Raw genomic sequence first — 20,868 nt, 5'->3', positions numbered from 1 at the left:
TTATGATGCGTAACATTTTATTCCTATTCATCATTCCGTTAGTGCTGTACAGTTGTAAAGCCACCCAAAAAGCTGGTGATGGCGCTAAAGCTGACCTGAACAAGCGCACAGAACAACTCATCGACAGTATCAAAAAGCACGAGATAAACCCAAAAACCATTTCATTTAAGTCTGCTGTCGACATAAAATCGAAAGACAAAAAGAACAGCGTAAAAATGAATTGCCGCATTCAGGTTGATTCCGTTATATGGATTTCATTTACCGCATACGGTTACGAAGTTGCACGTGCTTTGGCTCGTCCTGACAGTTTGTTTTTTGTCAACAAAACGAAAAAAGAATACTTCAGCGGAGAATATTCTTTCCTCGAAGAAAAGTTAGATCTCAATATCGACTTCAATCAGTTGCAGTCAATCCTTCTCGGCAATGCAATCGACATTGATGACCCCAATATCAAGCGGAGTAACGATAACGATCTCTACCTGCTGAGTACGCTCAAAAAGCGCAAATTGAAAAAAGCCAGAGAAAAAAGTCACAAGATTGATGACGATATCGTAATCAGTAACTGGATCAATCCGGCAAACTACCGATTATCAAAATTGCAAATACTCGACTTACGAAATAAACGAAGTGCCCTCATCGATTATCAGGATTTCAAAGAAATCGACAACTTTGTCCTCGCAACTGAGTCTACCATAACCATCAAGTCAAAGCAAAAGCTTACTATTGAAAACCAATATTCGCGAATAAACATTAACGATGAGGAACGCTTTCCTTTCAAAATATACGACAGCTATACGCCCATTCGCTAAAGCAACAACACTGGCTTTTGTTCTTCTCCTGAGCTGCTCGGTAGTTTTTGGTCAGAGCCAAAAGCGCAAAGAGCTGGAAAAGCAAAAGTCAAGCCTCGTAAAGGATATTGAGTACAAAAACAAGCTGCTCGAACAAACCAAAAAGCAAAAGCAAAGTACGCTCAACGATTTGGTTCTGATCAACAAAAAAATCAATGAGCGCCAACAACTCATCACCACAATCAGAACCGAGATCAACCTCCTCTCTGACGAAATTGAAGAAAATCAAGCCCTTTTAGAGTCGATGCACAACGACCTCAAAAAGCTCAAAGAAGAATACGCTGAGTTGATTCGTTTTGCTGAGCGCAACCAGAACAGCTACGATAAACTCATGTTCGTTTTTGCGGCCAAAGACTTCAACCAGGCTTACAAGCGAATAAAATACCTGCGCGAATACACCGAGTATCGCAAAAGGCAAGCTGCAGCAATCAAAAGACTTGAGAAAAAACTCCAGGAAGAAACCGATCAACTCAAAAAAGACCGAAAACAAAAGGAGCAACTCCTCACCGATTTGAGTTCTGAAAAACAAAAACTTGCAGGGGAACAACATGAGCAGGAATCGCTCGCAAACAACCTCAAGCAAAAAGAGCGTGAACTCAAAAAAGAAATCGAAAAGAAACAGGAAGAACAGCTCGCTATCCAAAAAGCGATTCAGCGCGTTATTGCCGAGGAGTTGCGTAAGTCTCGAGAAGCCAATCCAAAATCAAAAGAAAGCGAATGGGCTCTAACACCTGAAGCAAAAGCACTTGCCGATGACTTTACAAGCAACAAGGGTAAACTACCCTGGCCTACAGAAAAAGGTGTTATCACGCAGAGTTACGGAATCAAAGCACACCCGGTACTCAGCCACCTGAAAGTAAAAAATGACGGTGTTGCCATCAGCACTGAAGAAGGATCAACTGCACGAGCTGTATTTGACGGTGAAGTGAGCAAAGTGTTGATCATTCCGGGTGCCGGAAAAGTTGTGGTAATCCGTCACGGAGATTACCTCACAGCCTACGGAAAACTCGATGACGTATTCGTCACAACCGGTGAAAAAGTAACCAGTAAACAAGCTATCGGCACGATTAGAACCAGCCAGGGCAAGACTGAAATGGAATTCCAAATACGCAAAGGACAAAAGGCTGAAACCCTCAACCCTGCATATTGGCTTTATAAAGCAAGATAGTCTCAATTTTGCCGTTCATTTTCGTACCTTTGCCCATCAATTTAGCGTTGAATAAACGAGAACTATATAGGAGGAAATTATGAATATTGGTCCATGGCAAATCGTCCTCATTCTTTTGCTCGCACTTTTACTGTTTGGCGGTAAAAAACTTCCCGAGCTAATGAAAGGACTTGGAAAAGGCATCAGAGAATTTAAAGACGCTTCTAACGAAGACGATGATGCAAACTCCAAAAAGAACAAAGTAGAAGACAAAAAAGAAAGCTAACACGTTCTCAAAACTCAATCACGTGTACACATCTTTTGAACAGGTAAAGCGCGAAATCGAAAACGGTAAAACCGTTGTAGATATTACGCGCAACTACCTTGAAACCATTAAAGAAAAAGAGTCGCTCAATGCCTTTCTCGAGGTTTTTGATCAGGATGCTATCGAGCAGGCCAAAAAAGTTGACGAAAAGCTGAAAAACAACTCTGCCGGAAAGCTGGCGGGAATGGTAATCGGCTTAAAAGACAACATTTGCTACAAAGGTCATGCTGTGAGTGCTTCCTCAAAAATCCTGGAAAACTTTGAGTCACTCTACAGTGCAACCGTTGTGGAAAGACTTCTCGAAGAGGATGCCGTGATCATCGGTCGCCTGAATTGTGATGAATTTGCAATGGGTAGTTCTAATGAGCACTCGGCTTATGGTGCGGTGAAAAACCCTCACGATCAGAACCGGGTACCCGGTGGATCATCCGGTGGTTCAGCAGCTGCTGTAGCTGCTGGATTATGTCTTGCAACTCTTGGATCCGACACTGGTGGATCTATTCGTCAACCCGCTTCATTTTGTGGTGTTGTAGGTCTCAAACCTACTTACGGAAGAGTTTCACGTTGGGGGCTTATCGCTTACGGGTCATCGCTCGATCAAATTGGCCCGCTTACGAACTCGGTTGAAGATTCGGCACTTATCCTGGAGGTTATTGCCGGATCTGACCAAAAAGACAGCACTGCCTCAACGAAAAAGACGGATGCTTATTCAACAGCTCCAAAGTTTGATGGCAAAGCAAAAATTGCAGTCATCAAAGAAACTTTTGAGACTGACGGACTCGATCCTGAAATAAAAAAGAATCTCGAAGAAAGAATAGACTCGCTAAAACAACAAGGCCACACTATTGATTATGTGAGTCTTGATATTTTAGATAAACTCGTTCCAACTTATTACGTGCTTTCAAATGCTGAGGCATCGAGTAACCTGTCGCGCTATGACGGAATGCGTTACGGTTACAGAAGCGAACAGGCAGAGGATCTCGAATCAACTTATGTAAAGTCGAGAACTGAAGGCTTTGGCACTGAGGTAAAACGCAGAATCATGCTGGGCACATTTGTTTTGAGTGCCGGCTATTACGATGCTTACTACTCTAAAGCACAAAAAGTTAGAAGAATTATTCGCGAAAAAACTGATGAAATGCTCAGGGATTATGATTTCATCCTGTCTCCAACAACTCCAAAGACAGCTTTTGAGTTTGGAGCCAATGATAATGATCCCGTTTCGATGTATCTGGAAGATATTTTCACGGTCCACTCCAACTTGGCCGGGACACCAGCAATATCGATTCCGGCTGGATTTCACAGCAACGGAATGCCTTATGGACTGCAAATAATGGCCGGTTCATTCGAAGAAAAGAAGTTGCTCAGTTTCGCTAGCACACTAACTGAGTAACTATTTCGTTAAAACTCCGTTGTGTAAAAGTAACGAAACCATTGGTTCACAGCAGCCAATGGTTTTTTCATATTAGCTGCATAAATTTCAACCCATGAAGTGGATTTCATTAACAAGTCTTTTATTTTTTTCATTGAGCGCGTTGGCAACAAAGCCAGATAGCTCACAGTCAGAACCGATTGATACTACCGTGATCGAACAAACCTCATCGTTAGTAGCGGCAATGGATAGCATGATGCATGCCCCGTATTTTGAAATGGCAGAATCAGCAAAGCTGACTTTTGATACCGGCTTTTTGGAAATACCCAAAAATGAAATTCCAACTTTCAGCGACTCCATTGTGAAAAATCGTTTGGATTCGCTGAATCTGCGCACTCCATTCAATGTGGTTCACAACGATCGCGTTGAAGCCTTCATCAACCTTTACGCAGTAAAAAGGAGAGAACAAGTTTCCAGAATGCTCGGTTTGAGCGAGTATTACTTCCCTATGTTTGAAGAAGTACTCGATCAGCACGATGTTCCATTAGAATTAAAATATTTAGCAGTTGTGGAAAGTGCTCTCAACCCAAGAGCTCGTTCACATGCTGGCGCTGTGGGAATGTGGCAGTTTATGTACTCTACAGGTAAAATGTATGATTTGGAACAAAACTCCTACATGGATGAACGGATGGATCCGGTTAAATCGACTCATGCAGCAGCCCAATACCTCAAGTATTTATACAGAATGTATGACAAATGGGATTTGGCTTTAGCAGCTTACAACTGCGGCCCCGGAAACGTGAACCGAGCCATGAGAAGATCGGGGTCTAAAGATGGAAATTACTGGGATCTCTACCCTTTTCTACCTCGTGAAACAAGAGGTTATGTTCCGGCTTTTATCGCAGCATATTACGTTTTTGAACATGCCGATGAATACAAGATCAACCGTGTAGCTCCACTCAAAACTTTCTTCGAGACAGATACCGTTCACGTGAAAGGACCAATTTTCTACTCTGAACTGAGTTTAAAACTGGATCTGACCGAAAGAGAGTTGAGTTTTTTAAATCCGGCATACAAGCGTGATCTTATCCCTGCTTACAGCGATAAAACAAATATCCTGAGACTCCCCCGCGAAAAGGTTTTTGAATTTTACGAGCAACAGGATACCCTCATAGCATCCACTTATGAGACGATGGGTGAAGAGAATGACGGAAACTTAAAAGAGTTTGAAGAAGATCGCGTTTACTACCGTGTAAGGAGCGGTGATGTACTAGGACGAATTGCTCAACGTTATGGTGTTAGATCCAGTGAAATTATGCGCTGGAATAACCTGAGGTCTTCACGCATAAACATCGGTCAGCGACTTGTGATTTACCCGAAAGGTGGTAACCATTACGCTCAAAAAAGTGAACCGAAAAAAATTGAGGTTGTGCAAGATGGAGGCAAGGTTTACTACCAAATACAAAGTGGTGATACGCTGTGGGACATTGCAAAAGCCCGCGGAATTAGCGTTTCTCAGCTAAAAGAACTGAATAAAAACGTCAACTATTCCCGCTTAAAACCGGGAATGAAAATAGTGGTAGGTACAAATGGCTAAATATTTCGCATTTTTCCTTTCTGTCCTCTTTTTCATCGGCTGTTCGAGCGATGAAGACAACCAACGCTTTTTGCCTATGGCGAGCGGAGAAGGAGGAGACTTGATCGTTTGGGTAAAACAGGATATGTGGAAAGGAAAACTTGGCGATACGATTCGGGAAAAGCTGAGAAAAACGCAATACGGCCTTCCACAGTCAGAACCGATTTTCAACGTACAGCACACTACTGACAAGAGTTTTAGCAAGGTCTACAAGTCGTTTGGGAATATCCTCATTTTTGAAATCGATCCAACACGGGTAACCGGACCTAAAATGGATATTCAAAAAAACGTGTGGGCTCGCCATCAATTGATCGTTCGCATCAAGGCGAAAGATGAAGAGGGACTCATCAAAAAGTTCAACGAGGAATCGCAAAACCTCATCGATTACTTTGAAGCAAAATCTCTCGACAGGCTCTACCACAAAAATAAAAGTGCCGGAAGTGAAGAACTCAACGATCGTATTGACAGCTTATTGAATATTGAGATCACGACTATGAAAGGGATGTATTTTGCCAAGTCAAATAAAGACTTTGTTTGGTTGAGGCTTGAACGTGAACGCGAAAGAGGAGGCTTTAAGCATCAGATCAGCCAGGGGGTGTTGGTTTTCAAACACCCTTACACCTCACCCGATCAACTCCAACCAACAAATATCATCAACAAAGCCGATAGCGCTTTAAAGGCTACCATTCCAGGTCCGGTTGAGAATTCTTACATGGACATTGACACCCGGTTTGTTCGTCCGCGAGCTGAGGAAATCAACTTCAGAGATCATTTTGCCACAGAGGTCCGCGGTCTTTGGCGAACAGAAGGCTACCTGATGGGAGGACCATTCGTAATGCTCACAATTTTGAATGAGCATAAAAATGAAGTTGTAACGGCTTACGGGTATGCTTACGCCCCTGAGTTTGATAAACGTGAATACTTGAGAGAAGTAGAAGCTGTTATCAAATCAATCCGATTCAAAGAAAAGGGTAAGAAAAAGGAAGAGCGTTAATCCTCTTCCTCTGTGATTTCTTCTTCGTTTTCTTCTTCAACTTTATCTGAGTCAACTTCTTCGAGTTCAACTTTTCTTTCCTCTCCTCTTAGGAAGCTATTGATCATGTTATTTCTTATAGCAAACCCGAGACCCTGAACGCGGTAATCGTAAACCTTGTTATTCACAAAACCATGAAGGCCTCGGTTATTTCTGAGTAAAGGTACTATAGCACTGCCTTTTTTTACACTAATATCGGTTTGTATAAAATCTACCCCTTTTATTTTCCCTAAGGTTTGCATCTTGTGTTAACATAGTTTGACCTTTGATATAAAAAGTCTCAAGTATATAAGTCTCTTGCACTTATTAAAATTACAGGAAGGTTGAACATTTTACGTTTATTTGGAATTACTTCATTGTGGCAGCAGGTACATCATTAGTTAAAAACTGGTTTTCTGATAAGGGCTGGAAGCCTTTTCCATTTCAAAAGGAAGCCTGGTCAGCATATCGATCTGGAAAGAACGGATTGATCAATGCACCAACAGGTTCGGGGAAGACTTATGCCATGCTTGGCGGAATAGTTGCTGAATATCTCAGTTCACAAAAAGCAAACTACAAACAGCCTCGCGGACTTCAAGTCATCTGGATTACGCCAATTCGGGCGCTGAGTAAAGAAATTCACCTATCCAGTAAAAGAATGATTGAGGGTCTCGATATTCCCTGGGAGGTTTCGGTCAGAACCGGGGACACATCAAGTAAAGAACGAGCCCGCCAATCACGTAAAATGCCGCAAATATTGATCACGACTCCTGAGAGTTTACACTTACTCCTCGCACAAAAAAATGCCTCAAAGCGATTCAAAAACCTCAAAGCTGTTGTATGTGATGAATGGCACGAGTTGATGGGCTCTAAAAGAGGGGTGATGATGGAGCTGGCTCTGAGCAGACTCAAATCCCTCTCCAACAAATTGCGCGTATGGGGCATTTCAGCTACGATCGGTAATATGGAGGAATCGATGGAAGTATTACTCGGATCTGACCACGACCCACAAAAAACGGCTTTCATTAAAGCAGATATCAAAAAAGAGCTCGAGATCATTTCTGTTTTACCCGATGAAGTTGAAAAGTTTCCATGGAGCGGGCACCTCGGCATAAAGCTCCTGGCAAAAGTTGTCCCCATTATCAATGAAAGCAAAACAACTCTTATTTTCACCAATACGCGTTCTCAATGTGAAATTTGGTATCAACGAATTCTGGATGAAGATCCTGAATTAGCCGGACAAATAGCCATGCATCACGGCTCTATTTCAGGGGAACTGCGCGATTGGGTTGAGGATGCTCTGCATGACGAACGACTAAAAGCTGTAGTGTGCACATCGAGCCTCGACCTGGGAGTTGATTTTAGACCTGTTGAAACGATTATTCAAATTGGCGGACCAAAAGGAGTAGCTCGGTTTGCTCAACGAGCAGGGAGAAGTGGACACCGACCGGGAGAGAAAAGTAAAATCTACTTCGTTCCAACTCATTCGCTCGAGCTGATTGAGGCGGCTGCACTGAGAAAAGCGATCGACCAAAATTACATGGAGGAACGAACTCCTTATATCCGGTCGTTTGATGTTTTGGTTCAATACCTCACCACTCTTGCTGTTGGTGATGGTTTCTATCCCGATGAAACACTGGAACAGATAAAATCCACATTCAGTTTTAACAGTATCAATGATGATGAATGGCTCTGGTGCCTGGATTTCATCACAACAGGAGGTGACAGCCTACACAGCTATAATGAATACCACAAAGTTGAAGTGCTGGAAGACAATCTCTACAAAGTAACGAGCAGAAAAGTAGCCATGAGGCATCGCTTGCAAATTGGAGCAATCGTCTCTGATGCTATGCTAACGGTAAAATTTGTTTCAGGAGGAAGAATAGGCTCAATTGAAGAGTCGTTTATCTCAAAACTCAAGCCTGGCGATGTCTTTTGGTTTGCCGGAAGAAGTCTTGAACTAGTGAGAATCAAAGACATGGTCGTTCAGGTAAAAAGGAGTAAAAGCAAAACCGGAAAAATTCCCAGTTGGCAGGGAGGAAGAATGCCTTTGAGCAGCAACTTATCTGAAATGCTCCGCGAAAAAATGCAAGAAGCCATTTTAAACACCGGATCGGATGTTGAACTCAAGACTATTCAGCCACTCCTGAACTTTCAAAAAGAGCGAAGTCATGTTCCGCTGGAAAACGAGTTTCTCATAGAATCTTTTGAAAGTAAAGAGGGCCACCATTGCTGCATGTATCCGTTTGACGGCCGCTTTGTTCATGAAGGAATCGCCAGCCTAATCGCTTATCGCATGAGTTTACTCAAGCCTATCTCGTTCTCTATCGCAGTCAACGATTACGGATTTGAATTACTCAGCGATCAACCGGTACCTATACAGGAAGCAATTGACAATAACCTTTTCACTACTGAGCATTTGATGGATGATATTCAAAACAGCATCAATGCATCAGAAATGGCTCGAAGGAGGTTTCGCGAAATTGCCGGCATTAGCGGACTCGTATTCAAAGGCTATCCCGGAAAATCAAAATCTGACCGACACCTGCAATCTTCCTCACAACTGTTTTTCGATGTATTTCGCGATTACGAACCGCGCAATCTACTTTATAAAGAAGCATTTGAAGAAGCCATGGAGTTTCAACTCGAGTTTAACAGGCTATTCAAAACACTTGAACGCATCAACAGCCAGGAGTTTATTCTGTCAGAACCTGAAAAGCCCACTCCCTTCGCCTTTCCCGTGATGGTAGATCGATTGAGGGAAAAATTCATTGCAGAATCACTCGAAAGCCGCATTCAAAAAATGCAATTGAAATTCGAATAGCGCGAACATTAGCAGACTATGACTGTTCTAATCATAAATAGAGATAATATGTTTGGACTATTCAATTCTGATCCCAAAAAGAAACTTCAAAAGAAATACAAAAAATTGATGGAGGAGTCACACGCTCTATCGCATAAAGACAGAAAGGCTGCCGATCAAAAAATGCAGGAAGCTGATGATGTATTGAAAGAAATAGAAAAGCTAGATAGCTGATAAATCCGTCATCTTTACTTTTGTCAAAAAGTTAAGAATGGCCCATCCCAAGGAAATTTCAATCGCGAGCTACCAGTACAACCTGCCCGATGAAAAAATCGCTCAATACCCTGTTGAACCACGAGATAGCTCAAAACTTCTCACTTACAGGAAGAGACAAATCGATCACAAAACCTTCAATCAGCTACCAAAAGAGCTGCCATCAAACAGTCACCTAATTTTTAACAACACAAAGGTCGTTCCCGCCCGGCTGTTTTTCCGCAACCGAAACGGGCGTGTTATCGAAGTATTTTGTCTCGAGCCACAGTCAGAACCGAGCGCTGAGCTGGCTCTTTCACAAACCAAAAGCACACGCTGGTGGTGCATGGTTGGCGGAGCAAAAAAATGGAAAGAAGAAAAACTCACGCTCCAAACGGGAAGAGGCGATCTATTGAATGTCAAAAAAATCGACAGGGAAGATGTCCGCTTTTTGATCGAGTTTAGCTGGGAGCCTAAAAACTTCACCTTTTCTCAACTTTTGGAAGAAGCCGGAAAAGTTCCATTACCTCCTTACATGACACGAGAAGCTGAGGAGGAAGACAAATCACGCTATCAAACAGTTTTCGCCAAAGTGGAAGGATCAGTTGCTGCACCCACTGCGGGTTTGCACTTCACGCCTTCGGTTCTGACCGATATTGAAAAAGCAAAAATCAACTCTTCTCAAATTACTCTGCACGTGAGTGCCGGCACATTCAGACCCGTGCAAACCGATAAAATTGGTGATCACGCTATGCACGGTGAGTTTTTTGAAGTGAATAAAAAAACCATTGAAGAACTACTCAAAACGGATGATAAAAAACTCATAACCGTTGGAACAACTGCCATGCGCACGATGGAGAGTCTTTATTGGGTTGGCGCACAAATCGCTAAGCACGGCTTCAAAATGGAAATGCCGTTTCGCATCGGGCAGTGGGAACCCTACGATGAGCCGTGGGATGCATCCAGAGGTGAGTCGCTCCAAATGATTCTGGAATACATGAAGCACCACAAACTTGACAAGTTGAGTGGACAAACTGAGATTATCATCGCCCCGGGATACAAGTTTAAGGTGTGTGACGGACTCATCACCAATTTTCATCAGCCCGGAAGCACACTTTTGCTACTGGTCGCAGCTCTTATTGGGTCTGACTGGAAAAAAGTGTACGGTTATGCGCTCAACAATGAGTTCAGGTTTTTGAGTTACGGTGACAGTTCTTTACTAATCCCTTAGGTTGTCAAAAGACATCTGTTCATAAAATAGCGCAATATCCATTGTTTTGAGCGCGTTTGACATCAACCTTTGTATATTGGAAAAAATGTATCTGTATCATGCGTAAACTCATAGCTTTTAGTTTGTTCATCGCCCTGTTTGCATCGTGCGTCCCTGTAAAGCGCGTTGAAGAACTCAAAACAAAATACGACAAATGCGAGGGAGAACGCGAGTACCTCGCAGGAGAAAAAGACCGCCTGGAAACTGAAAATGCCGAGCTCAAAGCTGAGGTAAAAAAGCTCAAGCAGGCTGTGAGATCAATGATTGACGATACGGCTTCCACAGCAAAACAGTACCGCCAATTGCGTCACGAAACTGATCGCCTCAAAAAAATCAACACACAACTTCGTGAAAAGGCCGATGCTCTCGAAAGCGGGTCGAATGCGGAAAACCGCAAGCTGATGAGCGAAGTAATGGCGCTACAGGACGACCTTCAAATCAAGGAAGACAAACTCAAGCTGCTCGACAAAAAACTGGATGACAAAGAAAAAAGACTCAACAAACTCCAGGAAGAACTCAAGGCTCGTGAAAAACGCGTCCAGGAACTCGAAAATATAATCGCTCAAAAGGATGCTGCTGTAAAAGCACTACGCGATAAAGTAAAAGATGCACTTACAGGCTTTGCCGATAAAGGTATTACCGTTGAACAGCGCAACGGTCGCGTTTACGTTTCAATGGAGGCCAAGTTGCTATTTGCGAGTGGCTCAACAAGTGTCGGATCTGAAGGTACAAAAGCTGTTGTTCAATTAGCAAAAGCTTTGGAAAATCAAAATGAACTCACCATTCTGGTTGAAGGCCACACCGATACTGATCCTATAAGCTCTTCATGCATAAAAGACAACTGGGACCTTTCTGTGATGCGCGCTACATCAGTTGTGAGAATTATGATGAACAATAGCTCCATCGACCCACAAACGCTTACAGCTGCCGGTAGAGGAGAGCACTTTCCAATCGCATCAAACGACACTCCTGAAAGTAAAGCAAAAAACCGCAGAATTGAAGTAATCCTCACGCCAAACCTCGATCAGTTATTCAAAATTCTTGACGAAAGCGCTCAGGAAATTACAAATGACGAGGGCACTGAATAACTTTAGCCCGGTTTTTGCTTATCTGAAGAAAAGATAAGCCATGACAAAGAGCAAAAAATCATTAAAACTGGGATTGGGTACGCGCATCTACCTTTCAATGATGGCGCTCATCCTCATTTCGCTCATTGTCATCGGTATTTCCACCTACGCTTTCTTTCAGAACCGAAACGAGCAGTTTCACCAAAACAGACTGCAGCAGCAGGAAAACACGATCATGCTTTCGCTGCAATATTTTACCATTGAAAACGGAATAAGAGAGGTCAATGCAAAGCTGGAAAACAAAATCCATGAATTGGCTGAAATTCACGATGTTGATCTAAACGTGTATACCACTGATGGTGACTTACTGGGTTCAACCCAGGTTGAACTTTTTGAAAAAGGTGTTTTCTCCAAAACACTCCACGATTCAATTTTGGGCAAACTCAAACCCAACGAATCCATCGTCAAAAAGGAACAGCTCGATGGTGAGGAATATCTCTCCGCTTATTTCATTTTGGAGAACGGCAACAAGAAAATTGCTATTATCAATTTGCCGTATCGCAAGGACTCACAAACCATGCAGAATGAAGTTTCTTCGTTTCTGCTGACTCTTGCCCAGGTTTATGTGTTGTTGTTTTTATTCGCCTCGATTGTCGCTTTCCTACTGAGTAACTACATCACCAACACGCTCAAAAAAATCAGTGCGAAACTCAAAGAAGTGCGCATCAACAAGAAAAATGAACCCATTGAGTGGAACAGCAAAGATGAAATTGGCGAGCTCATCAACGACTACAACAGGATGCTGGAAGAGCTCGAAAAAAGTGCACAGTTACTCGCCAAAAGCGAGCGTGAATCTGCATGGAAAGAGATGGCCAGGCAGGTTGCTCACGAAATTAAAAATCCGCTCACGCCAATGCGGCTCAACATTCAGCACCTTCAACGCACTGCAAAACAAAACCCTGAGGAGCTGGAAGAACGCATTCAGTCTATCGGTCAGAACCTAATTGAGCAAATCGACACACTTTCAAGCATCGCGAATGAATTCTCCAATTTCGCCAAAATGCCAAAAGCACAAAACGAAAAAGTTGGTTTGAGATCTGTCCTCAATTCGGCTATTGAGTTGCACCGCAACAACGGAGCAATCGAGCTTGATGTAAAAGGATCTGACCATTATGTTTTTGCCGATAAACAACACCTGTTGCGCGCTTTCACGAACCTTATCAAAAATGGATTGCAGGCCGTGCCCGATGAAAGAGAGCCCGAAATCAAAATCTTTTTGGAAAAAACAAACTCAAATGTTGTCGTGAAAATAAGCGATAACGGAAGCGGCATTCCTGATGAATTGAAAGAGAAAATCTTTAGTCCGAATTTCACCACAAAATCGAGCGGAATGGGCCTTGGATTGGCAATGGTGAAGAATATCGTAATTGCTGCCGGAGGCGAAATCAACTTCCAAACAAAAGTGAATGAAGGCACCACTTTCACTATTTTGCTCCCGTTGAGCTCTGAATAAATGTATAATTTTGAGCAGACAAAAAATCATTTAAAATGGCATATAACAACATACAAACCGAGTCAAAAGACAACATTCTATACATCACGATAAACCGCCCCAAGCAACTCAACGCGCTTAATCGCGAGACCATTGGCGAGCTCTCTCAGGCTTTCAAAGATGGTGAGGCAAATAATGATATTCAGGTGATCATTTTAACCGGATCTGGCGAAAAAGCTTTTGTTGCAGGTGCTGATATCAAGGAATTTGCAAACTACAGTGTTGAAGAAGGAAAATCACTGAGTGCTGACGGCCACAAGAAGTTATTCGATTTGGTTGAGTCACTCAGGAAGCCTGTAATTGCAGCCGTAAACGGTTTTGCTCTCGGTGGCGGACTCGAATTGGCTATGAGTTGTCACATCCGCGTGGCATCAGAAAACGCCAAAATGGGACTGCCTGAAGTTTCTCTCGGTGTTATTCCGGGTTACGGAGGAACTCAACGTCTCGCTCAGCTCGTTGGAAAAGGAAAAGCGATTGAGATGGTTGCTACAGCAGTCATGATCAATGCTGAAGATGCTCATCACTGGGGTCTCGTCAACCATGTTACTTTCCAGAGTGAACTTCTCGAAAAGTGCGAGGAAATTGCAAAAGCCATCAAAAAGAATTCTCCTAAAGCCATTGGAAATGCTATCAAAGCGATTAATGCAGGCTTTGATGAAGGAAAAAACGGTTTTGAAGAAGAGATCAACCAGTTTGGAAACTCTTTTGGAACAGCAGATTTCAAAGAAGGAACTTCAGCTTTCCTGGAAAAGCGCAAGCCGAACTTTAAAGGCGAATAAATCAAAGTATACTTTTCACAGGGGGTGTATCAAAACCGAAAAATCTCACATTTTTCGGTTTTAAAAAGCTACTTAAGAATTTGTAGTAGCTAAAAATACTGGATTAATGCCTTTAAAACACGAGTCTTTTTTTATCTCATAGAAGCTTTTTGATACACCCCCTTTGTTACAATGCTTCTTCTCCCCACAACCCGATTTTAAATTTTACTTTTGAGCTACAAATCAATTCATGGCAGCACTAAAAAAACTGGCAGGTCAAACCGCTATTTACGGCTTATCGAGCATGCTGGGTCGGTTTCTCAACTACCTATTGGTGCCGCTGCACACGACTCAATTCATCACAGCTGATTACGGTGTTATCACTGAAATTTATGCACTCTCAGCTTTTTTTGCTGTCTTACTCACATGGGGGCTTGAAACCGCCTATTTCCGCTACATCAACGAACATAACACTGATAGCAACAAAGTAATTGGCAACGTGCTGGGCTTTTTGTCTTACAGCACCGTCATCTTTTTCATTATTATTATTTTCGGTCAGAACCTCCTGGCCGACTGGATTGGATATGAGCAAAACCCCGAGTACATCGTGTGGATGGGGCTGGCTCTCGGTTTTGATGCATTATCGGCAATTCCGCTAGCCAAACTAAGGAAAGATGAAAAATCAGTGAAGTTTGCTGTTATCAACTTCCTGAATATTGGCGTCAACATCGGGCTCAACTTGTTTTTCATCGGATACCTCATTCCGGAAGCTCGTGAAGGAACTTCAAACTGGGTTATCGACACATTTTACAACCCGGCTATTGGTGTGGGATATGTGTTTATCGCCAACCTGATTGCGAGCGGAATCAAGTTTATCGCGCTATCACCAACCTTTAGGCTCGTACACTTCAAACTCGACTCACAGCAAATCAAAACACTTTTGATCTATGCACTGCCCGTTATGGTTGCAGGTTTTGCCGGCATCATCAACGAAACACTTGACAGGAGACTCATTCGCGTAATTCTGGAACCTGAAATCGGTGAAACAGCAGCAAAGTCACAGGTTGGAATCTATGGAGGTGTTTACAAACTCTCCATCGTAATCACGCTCTTCATTCAGGCATTTCGCTATGCCGTAGAGCCGTTCTTCTTTTCTAGAGCAAAACAACAAGGTGCGGCTCACGCCTATGCCGATGTCATGAACTGGTTTACCATCATCGTATCGGGAATGTTTTTATTCGTACTCATGTACCTCGATTTGTTTAAACACTTTTTGGGAAGAGAGGAATACTGGAAAGGATTACACATTGTTCCAATTTTACTTTTAGCCAACATTTTCCTCGGTTGGACTTACAACCTGAGTGTTTGGTACAAGATTAAAAACCTGACAATTTACGGTGCTTATCTTGCTGTAGTTGGAGCCATCATTACAGTTGTGCTCAACTACATGCTCATTCCGCAAATGGGCTATGAAGGAGCCGCATGGGCTACTTTTGCAGCCTATGCCAGTATGTGTTATTTATCGTACTTCTTTGGCCAAAAACACAACCCAATTCCATACGACCTAAAAAGAGTTTTAGGTTATTTGGCTTATGCTGTAGCTCTCTATGGACTCAGCACGATTCCAGAACTTGAAGGCTGGATGAAATACACCCTGAACACAGGAATACTTCTCGTCTTCCTGTTTACGGTTCTGACCATTGAACGCAAACGCATTAAACAGTTATTATGAACGTAAAAATTGTCAACAAAGGCAAACACAAACTACCGCACTACGCTACTGAGCAGAGTGCCGGGATGGATCTGCGAGCTAATTTAGATGCTCCTGTAACGCTCAAGCCACTTGAACGGACATTGATCAAGACGGGGCTTTTTATGGAGTTAAAGGCGGGCTATGAGGCTCAGATTAGGCCGCGATCAGGACTCGCATTTAAACAAGGGATTACAGTTTTGAATGCTCCGGGCACAATCGATGCCGATTATCGTGGAGAAATTGGTGTATTGCTCGTGAATTTATCCAATGAGGACGTAACGATTGAAGATGGGGAGCGTGTGGCGCAAATGGTCATAGCAAAACACGAACAGGTTGAATGGAGAGAAGTAAATTCACTCGAAGACAGTGACCGTGGAGAAGGCGGATTCGGCTCAACCGGGAAAAAGTAACCAATTCATTCTACAAGTCGTTTAGAATCTCAATAAACTGAAAATAACAATGAGACAAATACAATCTTCAAACCCAGCTTTTAACTCGAAAGCATTTAAAGAAGCTACAAAAAGTTCAACCGCAGATGGAGCTATGACAATTGCGGGAACTGTCAACAAGACAATTCTATTGACTCTACTCGTTTTAGCCAGCGCTTCTTACACATGGCTAAACCCCAGTACAACATTGATGTGGGTTGGTATTATTGGCGGATTAATCGCAGCATTGGTGACTTCTTTCAAACCAAATTTATCGCCTATATCAGCTCCCGTTTACGCTTTGCTTGAAGGAATGGCTCTTGGTGGTATATCACTCTACATCAGCCAAAGTTTTGGCGGGGGAAGTATTGTTTTCCAGGCAGTAGCCTCCACAATAGGTGTGTTTTTTGCAATGCTTTTTCTCTACAGAACCGGAATCATCAAAGTCAACAAGAAGTTGCGATCTGGAATAATGGCCGCAACTGGCGGAATTGCTCTTATGTACATCATCAACATGGTGATGGGCTTTTTTGGCGGTTCTTTTTTGAGTTTGCAAAACACATCCTGGATGATGATCGGAATCAACCTGGTAATTGTGGGTGTAGCAGCATTCAACTTATTACTCGACTTCGATTTTATTGAGCGTGGTGCAAAGTCAGGAGCTCCCAAATATATGGAATGGTTTGGCGCTTTTGGATTGATGGTAACGCTGGTATGGCTCTATCTGGAGCTGCTTAAGTTGCTCGCCCGCTTACAGTCAAGGGATTAACTAAATTATGCTGTATCAGGTAATTCAAACAAACAGTTTTTAATTGAGTATTCTTAAACTCTCAAGTTGGTAAAATCAATGAACCCTTCTTTACCCCAAAGTTTTTTAAGGCTCAATATTATATATTGGTAATAAGCCTATTGGCCAGTTGAAGAAAAGTTCATTATTCTTTTAATTATAGATTCTACAAAGTAGAATAAGGTATTTACACTTAGGTATACTGGTTATTTATACTGTAAATAAAAAAGGGCATCAGCTAAGCCGATGCCCTTTTCAATTATCTATGAGTTTCCAGACTACATCTTCGTAACGTTGAATTGAGAAATACTCTCGTCATTCAATTTCACATTGATGATATACATACCGTTTTCGTAGTTACTCATATCAACCGGTACGATTTGTTGACCTGCTGAAGCTCCGTATTGTACCTGATCGAGTAATTGACCAGAAATACTGTAAACTTCGATCATCATCTCGCCTCCTTCAGTGAGTGTCATATCCAGCTTAGCGTTTCCACGCGTTGGGTTTGGATACAATTTGATAGATCCTTTAACAAGGTCTCTAACTCCTGTGTTGGCATCGATGTAAATCGTGTCGGTTGACACACAGCCTTCAGCTGAAGTCACTTCTACTGAGAACTCTGCTGGTACATCTCCATACTCAACATCTACTGTTTGAGTTGATGCACCTGTGTTCCAGTTGTATGTGTCTCCGTCAGATCCTGCATCCAGTGTAATCGTGTAACCTGGAGACATTGATGTGTCATTTCCAAGGTCAACTACCGGTAGAGGATTAACTGTAACTACTGCTGATGCTTCTCCTTCACATCCTGCTGCATTTGTCACGGTAACATCATACGAATCATCTGATGACACAGTGATCGTTTGTGTTGTTTCTCCTGTACTCCAGTTGTAGCTGGCAAATCCAGCTCCTGCATCTAGGGTAGCAGTTTCATCAGCACAAATATCTGCATCATTGAGCGATACAGTTGGCACTGAGCTTTCTGTTACTTCTAGCGTATCTGTGCTCACACAGCCGCCAGCGTTTGTTACCTCAACCCAGTATGTACCTGCTGTATTTACAGTAAGGGTCTGACCAGTTGAGTTATCGCTCCAGTTATAAGTAGCACCAGCATTTCCTGCATCCAATGTTATACTGAATGCATCACCTGCACAGTATGCTGTATCATTTCCAAGGTCCACCATTGGAAGTGCGTTTTCTGTTACCTCTAGCGTGTCAGTACTCACACAACCATTTGCGTTTGTAACCTCAACCCAGTATGTACCTGCTGTATCTACTGCAAGTGTTTGATTGGTTGAGTTATCGCTCCAGTTGTATGTAGCTCCAGCATTGCCTGCATCTAGTGTAGTGCTAAACGCATCTCCTGCACAGTAAGCTGTATCATTTCCAAGACTTACCATTGGAAGTGCGTTTTCTGTTACTTCAAGAGTATCTGTATCTACACATCCACCAGCACTTGTAACTTCAACCCAGTATGTACCTGCTGTATCTACTACAAGTGTTTGATTGGTTGAGTTATCACTCCAGTTGTAAGTAGCACCAGCGTTTCCTGCATCTAGTGTGATATTGAACGCATCTCCTTCGCAATATGCTGTATCGTTACCGAGAGATACTGTAGGGATCGGATTAGACTCAAATGTAACTCTTGCAGGAGCACTTTCGCAGTCTGAGTCAGAAAGCACCCAGTCATAGAAGTAATAATAATATCCGGCTAAAGTGCCGTCTGTTATTGTTGCATAACCATTAGTACTAGTATAAGGGAATGAAGCACCGCCACTATTCCTGTACAAGTCTGAAACAGTTGAACCGGTTGCATTCATTTCATACCCCGTTCCTGCTGGAACAGTAATTCCAACGGGGATCGTAATTTCCTCGTCACTTGTAGTTGGGTTAACTGAAACAACAGTTGAACCAACAGGGTTTCCGGAATTATCTTCAATATTAACGTGAACATCACCTGCTCCTGTAACAAAAACAGTAACAGAATCAATTGTAACTTCCTGGTTAACATCGAACTCCAGGCCAGAAGTGAAAAATGAATAAGGTCCACCTGACCCGAGCGCTGAATAGTTTGCAGGACCTACATTATCACCAACATATGGTTGGATAGTTGCATATGCTGTATCATTCTGAGTTACTGTGAAAGAAGCTGAATCTCCGTACTTAACGAAATTCATACCAGCATCATACCATGTAACCCTTTCTGTAGATGTTGAATTCACAACAAGTGTGGTATCGGTTCCATTACAGGTAGATACCATTGATGGTAAGCTTGGTGATGCAGGTAACGGATCAAATGTTACAGTTGGTGACGTTGCAGTGTCATTTGATACAACTGCATCACCAGATAGCATTGTGTAACCTTCTAGATTAAACGTACCACCAAGTACTGTGTTTACTGAATCAACAATTACCGTATCAGTTGTTCCTGCTACCAATGTGTTATTATATGTTGTAGTAGCTGTACCTGAAGCTGACCCTGTCCAGTCAACTGTAATGTCAAATCCACTTTGATCAGCTAAACCAAAGTTCTCTACTATTACAGTTATTGCTGTGTTACTGTCTCCACAAAGCGCAGTATCACCAACAAAACCAATAACACCAATATCATCATTAGGTTTATTGAAAACTTCTACATCGTCAATTGACCAATCTGCTTCAAAGTCATCTTTGATGTGCCAGAAGCGGAACTTAACATCGCCACTGTAAGATGATAGATCGAGTTCTTTCTTTAGGTAAGGATCAGACTCTGCGGTTTGTGTTTCTCCAACAATCGAGTCAATCGTAGTCCATGATGAACCATCCCAGATATCGATGTATCCAGTAAGATAATCTGCACCATGTCTGTGATACCAGAAAGACATATAAGGATTAGTCAGTGAAGAAATATTCACAAATGGAGACTCTAATATTGCTGTGTCTCCTGCTGAGCCATTAGAAGCTTCACTGTAAAGGTAAACTCCATTACCTGAAGTATGGTCTCCGTTAGGACCAGTACTACTTGAAGTGGTCGTTCCAGTATTTGAGTGCCAGTCAAAATCTGTTGAAGACACGTCAACCCAACCGTTTCCAAATGTTCCTCCTTCAATTCCACTTGAAAGACCTTCAAAGTCTTCAAAGTATGGAGCATTGAAATAAGTAGTTGCCGTTGATGGGCCTTCTACAAAGCTCGTGTCCCCAGCACCACAAACAGCCGTAACATACACGTCATAAGACGTTCCGCTCATTAAACCTGTAATTGTATCAGCATTAGGGTTTTGCGTGATAAGGCTATCACCCATACCAGGTGTAAAACCAACAGATCCGTACTCAATCACAAAATCAGTTGCTGCTGATTGTGTAGATGGTGTCCAATTCACTTCTAACTCTGAAGTTGAAATAGATGAAGCAGATGCCATTACAGGTTGAAAGCACGTTGGGATTTCTTCATACACAAAATCATCAAAAGCAATCTCATCAAAATTACTGTCATCAGCACCTGATGCAATTGCAATATATTGTGCTGACCCTATACTTGCAGCATTATCAAGGTCAACGGTATAAGAATTAAAAACATCATCTGTATTCGAAGTAACTCTTTGCAATTCGACAAACGTAGAAGGATCATTGGGATCTGACATTACACCGATTATCAATTCGCTAGTGTTTGAACTGGCATCTTCAAATGCCGCTTCAAAGCGAATACGATTATCCGCATCGGGAAGGTCTGAAAACTGAGGAGAAACCAGGATAGCTGTATCTCCATCGTCTAAATCAACATCGCCAAACTCCACATTATTAGGTGAAGAAGGGAGTGCTGATATCCAAAATGCTCCATCTTCAAGCTCTACTTCATTAGCCTCATTTCCGGCTATT

The 20,868-nt window shown here is 42.5% G+C and carries 17 protein-coding genes; 15 read left to right on the top strand and 2 right to left on the bottom strand.

Annotated features, from left to right (window positions below; genetic code table 11):
- Positions 1 to 2 precede the first annotated feature (2 nt).
- The 6 genes from RI557_RS01340 to RI557_RS01315 all read left to right on the top strand — a co-directional run bounded on the left by RI557_RS01340 (position 3) and on the right by RI557_RS01315 (position 6,322).
- Positions 3 to 809 carry a DUF4292 domain-containing protein gene (locus RI557_RS01340; RefSeq protein ID WP_310681578.1) on the top strand — a complete coding sequence of 269 codons (807 nt, stop codon included), beginning with the start codon at positions 3 to 5 and terminating at the stop codon, positions 807 to 809.
- Positions 757 to 2,016, top strand: a complete 1,260-nt coding sequence (locus RI557_RS01335) for a peptidoglycan DD-metalloendopeptidase family protein (protein ID WP_310681576.1) — start codon at positions 757 to 759, stop codon at positions 2,014 to 2,016. The genes RI557_RS01340 and RI557_RS01335 overlap by 53 nt, the downstream gene beginning before the upstream one ends.
- 79 nt (positions 2,017 to 2,095) lie before the next feature.
- Positions 2,096 to 2,281: a twin-arginine translocase TatA/TatE family subunit gene (gene tatA / locus RI557_RS01330; RefSeq protein ID WP_151167902.1), complete on the top strand. Its 186-nt coding sequence runs from the start codon at positions 2,096 to 2,098 to the stop codon at positions 2,279 to 2,281.
- 22 nt (positions 2,282 to 2,303) lie between these two features.
- A complete protein-coding gene (gene gatA / locus RI557_RS01325) occupies positions 2,304 to 3,713 on the top strand; it encodes an Asp-tRNA(Asn)/Glu-tRNA(Gln) amidotransferase subunit GatA (RefSeq protein ID WP_310681574.1) in 1,410 nt (469 codons plus the stop codon).
- A 94-nt stretch (positions 3,714 to 3,807) separates the two neighbouring features.
- Positions 3,808 to 5,289 carry a transglycosylase SLT domain-containing protein gene (locus tag RI557_RS01320; RefSeq protein ID WP_310681572.1) on the top strand — a complete coding sequence of 494 codons (1,482 nt, stop codon included), beginning with the start codon at positions 3,808 to 3,810 and terminating at the stop codon, positions 5,287 to 5,289.
- Entirely contained in the window at positions 5,282 to 6,322 is a 1,041-nt protein-coding gene (locus RI557_RS01315; RefSeq protein WP_310666731.1) for a DUF4837 family protein, read from the top strand. Before RI557_RS01320 ends, RI557_RS01315 begins: the two co-directional genes overlap by 8 nt.
- Here RI557_RS01315 and RI557_RS01310 read toward each other — a convergent pair.
- Positions 6,319 to 6,603 (bottom strand): hypothetical protein, encoded by a 285-nt coding sequence (locus tag RI557_RS01310; RefSeq protein WP_310666730.1) that lies wholly within the window; start codon positions 6,601 to 6,603, stop codon positions 6,319 to 6,321. The genes RI557_RS01315 and RI557_RS01310 overlap by 4 nt on opposite strands.
- A 116-nt stretch (positions 6,604 to 6,719) precedes the next feature.
- On the opposite strand from RI557_RS01310, the gene RI557_RS01305 reads away from it, so the two are divergent.
- From RI557_RS01305 to RI557_RS01265, 9 genes are all read left to right on the top strand, one after another.
- A complete protein-coding gene (locus RI557_RS01305; RefSeq protein ID WP_310681569.1) occupies positions 6,720 to 9,164 on the top strand; it encodes a ligase-associated DNA damage response DEXH box helicase in 2,445 nt (814 codons plus the stop codon).
- Positions 9,165 to 9,212: 48 nt separating this feature from the next.
- The gene (locus RI557_RS01300) at positions 9,213 to 9,377 is read left to right on the top strand and encodes a Lacal_2735 family protein (protein ID WP_310666728.1); all 165 of its coding nucleotides are present in this window, start codon (positions 9,213 to 9,215) and stop codon (positions 9,375 to 9,377) included.
- 37 nt (positions 9,378 to 9,414) lie between these two features.
- Positions 9,415 to 10,626, top strand: coding sequence for an S-adenosylmethionine:tRNA ribosyltransferase-isomerase (locus RI557_RS01295; protein WP_310681567.1), 1,212 nt, complete (start codon positions 9,415 to 9,417; stop codon positions 10,624 to 10,626).
- A gap of 98 nt (positions 10,627 to 10,724) precedes the next feature.
- Entirely contained in the window at positions 10,725 to 11,753 is a 1,029-nt protein-coding gene (locus RI557_RS01290) for an OmpA family protein (protein ID WP_310681565.1), read from the top strand.
- Positions 11,754 to 11,793: 40 nt separating this feature from the next.
- Positions 11,794 to 13,245 carry an ATP-binding protein gene (locus RI557_RS01285; protein WP_310681563.1) on the top strand — a complete coding sequence of 484 codons (1,452 nt, stop codon included), beginning with the start codon at positions 11,794 to 11,796 and terminating at the stop codon, positions 13,243 to 13,245.
- Between the two features lie 35 nt (positions 13,246 to 13,280).
- Positions 13,281 to 14,063: an enoyl-CoA hydratase-related protein gene (locus RI557_RS01280; RefSeq protein WP_310666724.1), complete on the top strand. Its 783-nt coding sequence runs from the start codon at positions 13,281 to 13,283 to the stop codon at positions 14,061 to 14,063.
- 229 nt (positions 14,064 to 14,292) lie between these two features.
- Positions 14,293 to 15,774, top strand: coding sequence for a polysaccharide biosynthesis C-terminal domain-containing protein (locus tag RI557_RS01275; protein ID WP_310681561.1), 1,482 nt, complete (start codon positions 14,293 to 14,295; stop codon positions 15,772 to 15,774).
- Positions 15,771 to 16,205, top strand: coding sequence for a dUTP diphosphatase (gene dut, locus RI557_RS01270; RefSeq protein WP_310666722.1), 435 nt, complete (start codon positions 15,771 to 15,773; stop codon positions 16,203 to 16,205). The genes RI557_RS01275 and dut overlap by 4 nt, the downstream gene beginning before the upstream one ends.
- A gap of 49 nt (positions 16,206 to 16,254) precedes the next feature.
- Entirely contained in the window at positions 16,255 to 16,992 is a 738-nt protein-coding gene (locus RI557_RS01265; protein WP_310666721.1) for a Bax inhibitor-1/YccA family protein, read from the top strand.
- Between the two features lie 296 nt (positions 16,993 to 17,288).
- On the opposite strand, the gene RI557_RS01260 is transcribed toward RI557_RS01265, so the two are convergent.
- The coding region (locus RI557_RS01260) for a T9SS type A sorting domain-containing protein (RefSeq protein ID WP_310681559.1) at positions 17,289 to 20,868 on the bottom strand (3,580 nt) is incomplete at its 5' end.

Origin of the sequence: Salibacter sp., assembly GCF_031581065.1 — a bacterium.
GTDB lineage: Bacteria > Bacteroidota > Bacteroidia > Flavobacteriales_G > Salibacteraceae > Salibacter.
This window is presented reverse-complemented; position numbering and strand designations above follow the sequence as displayed.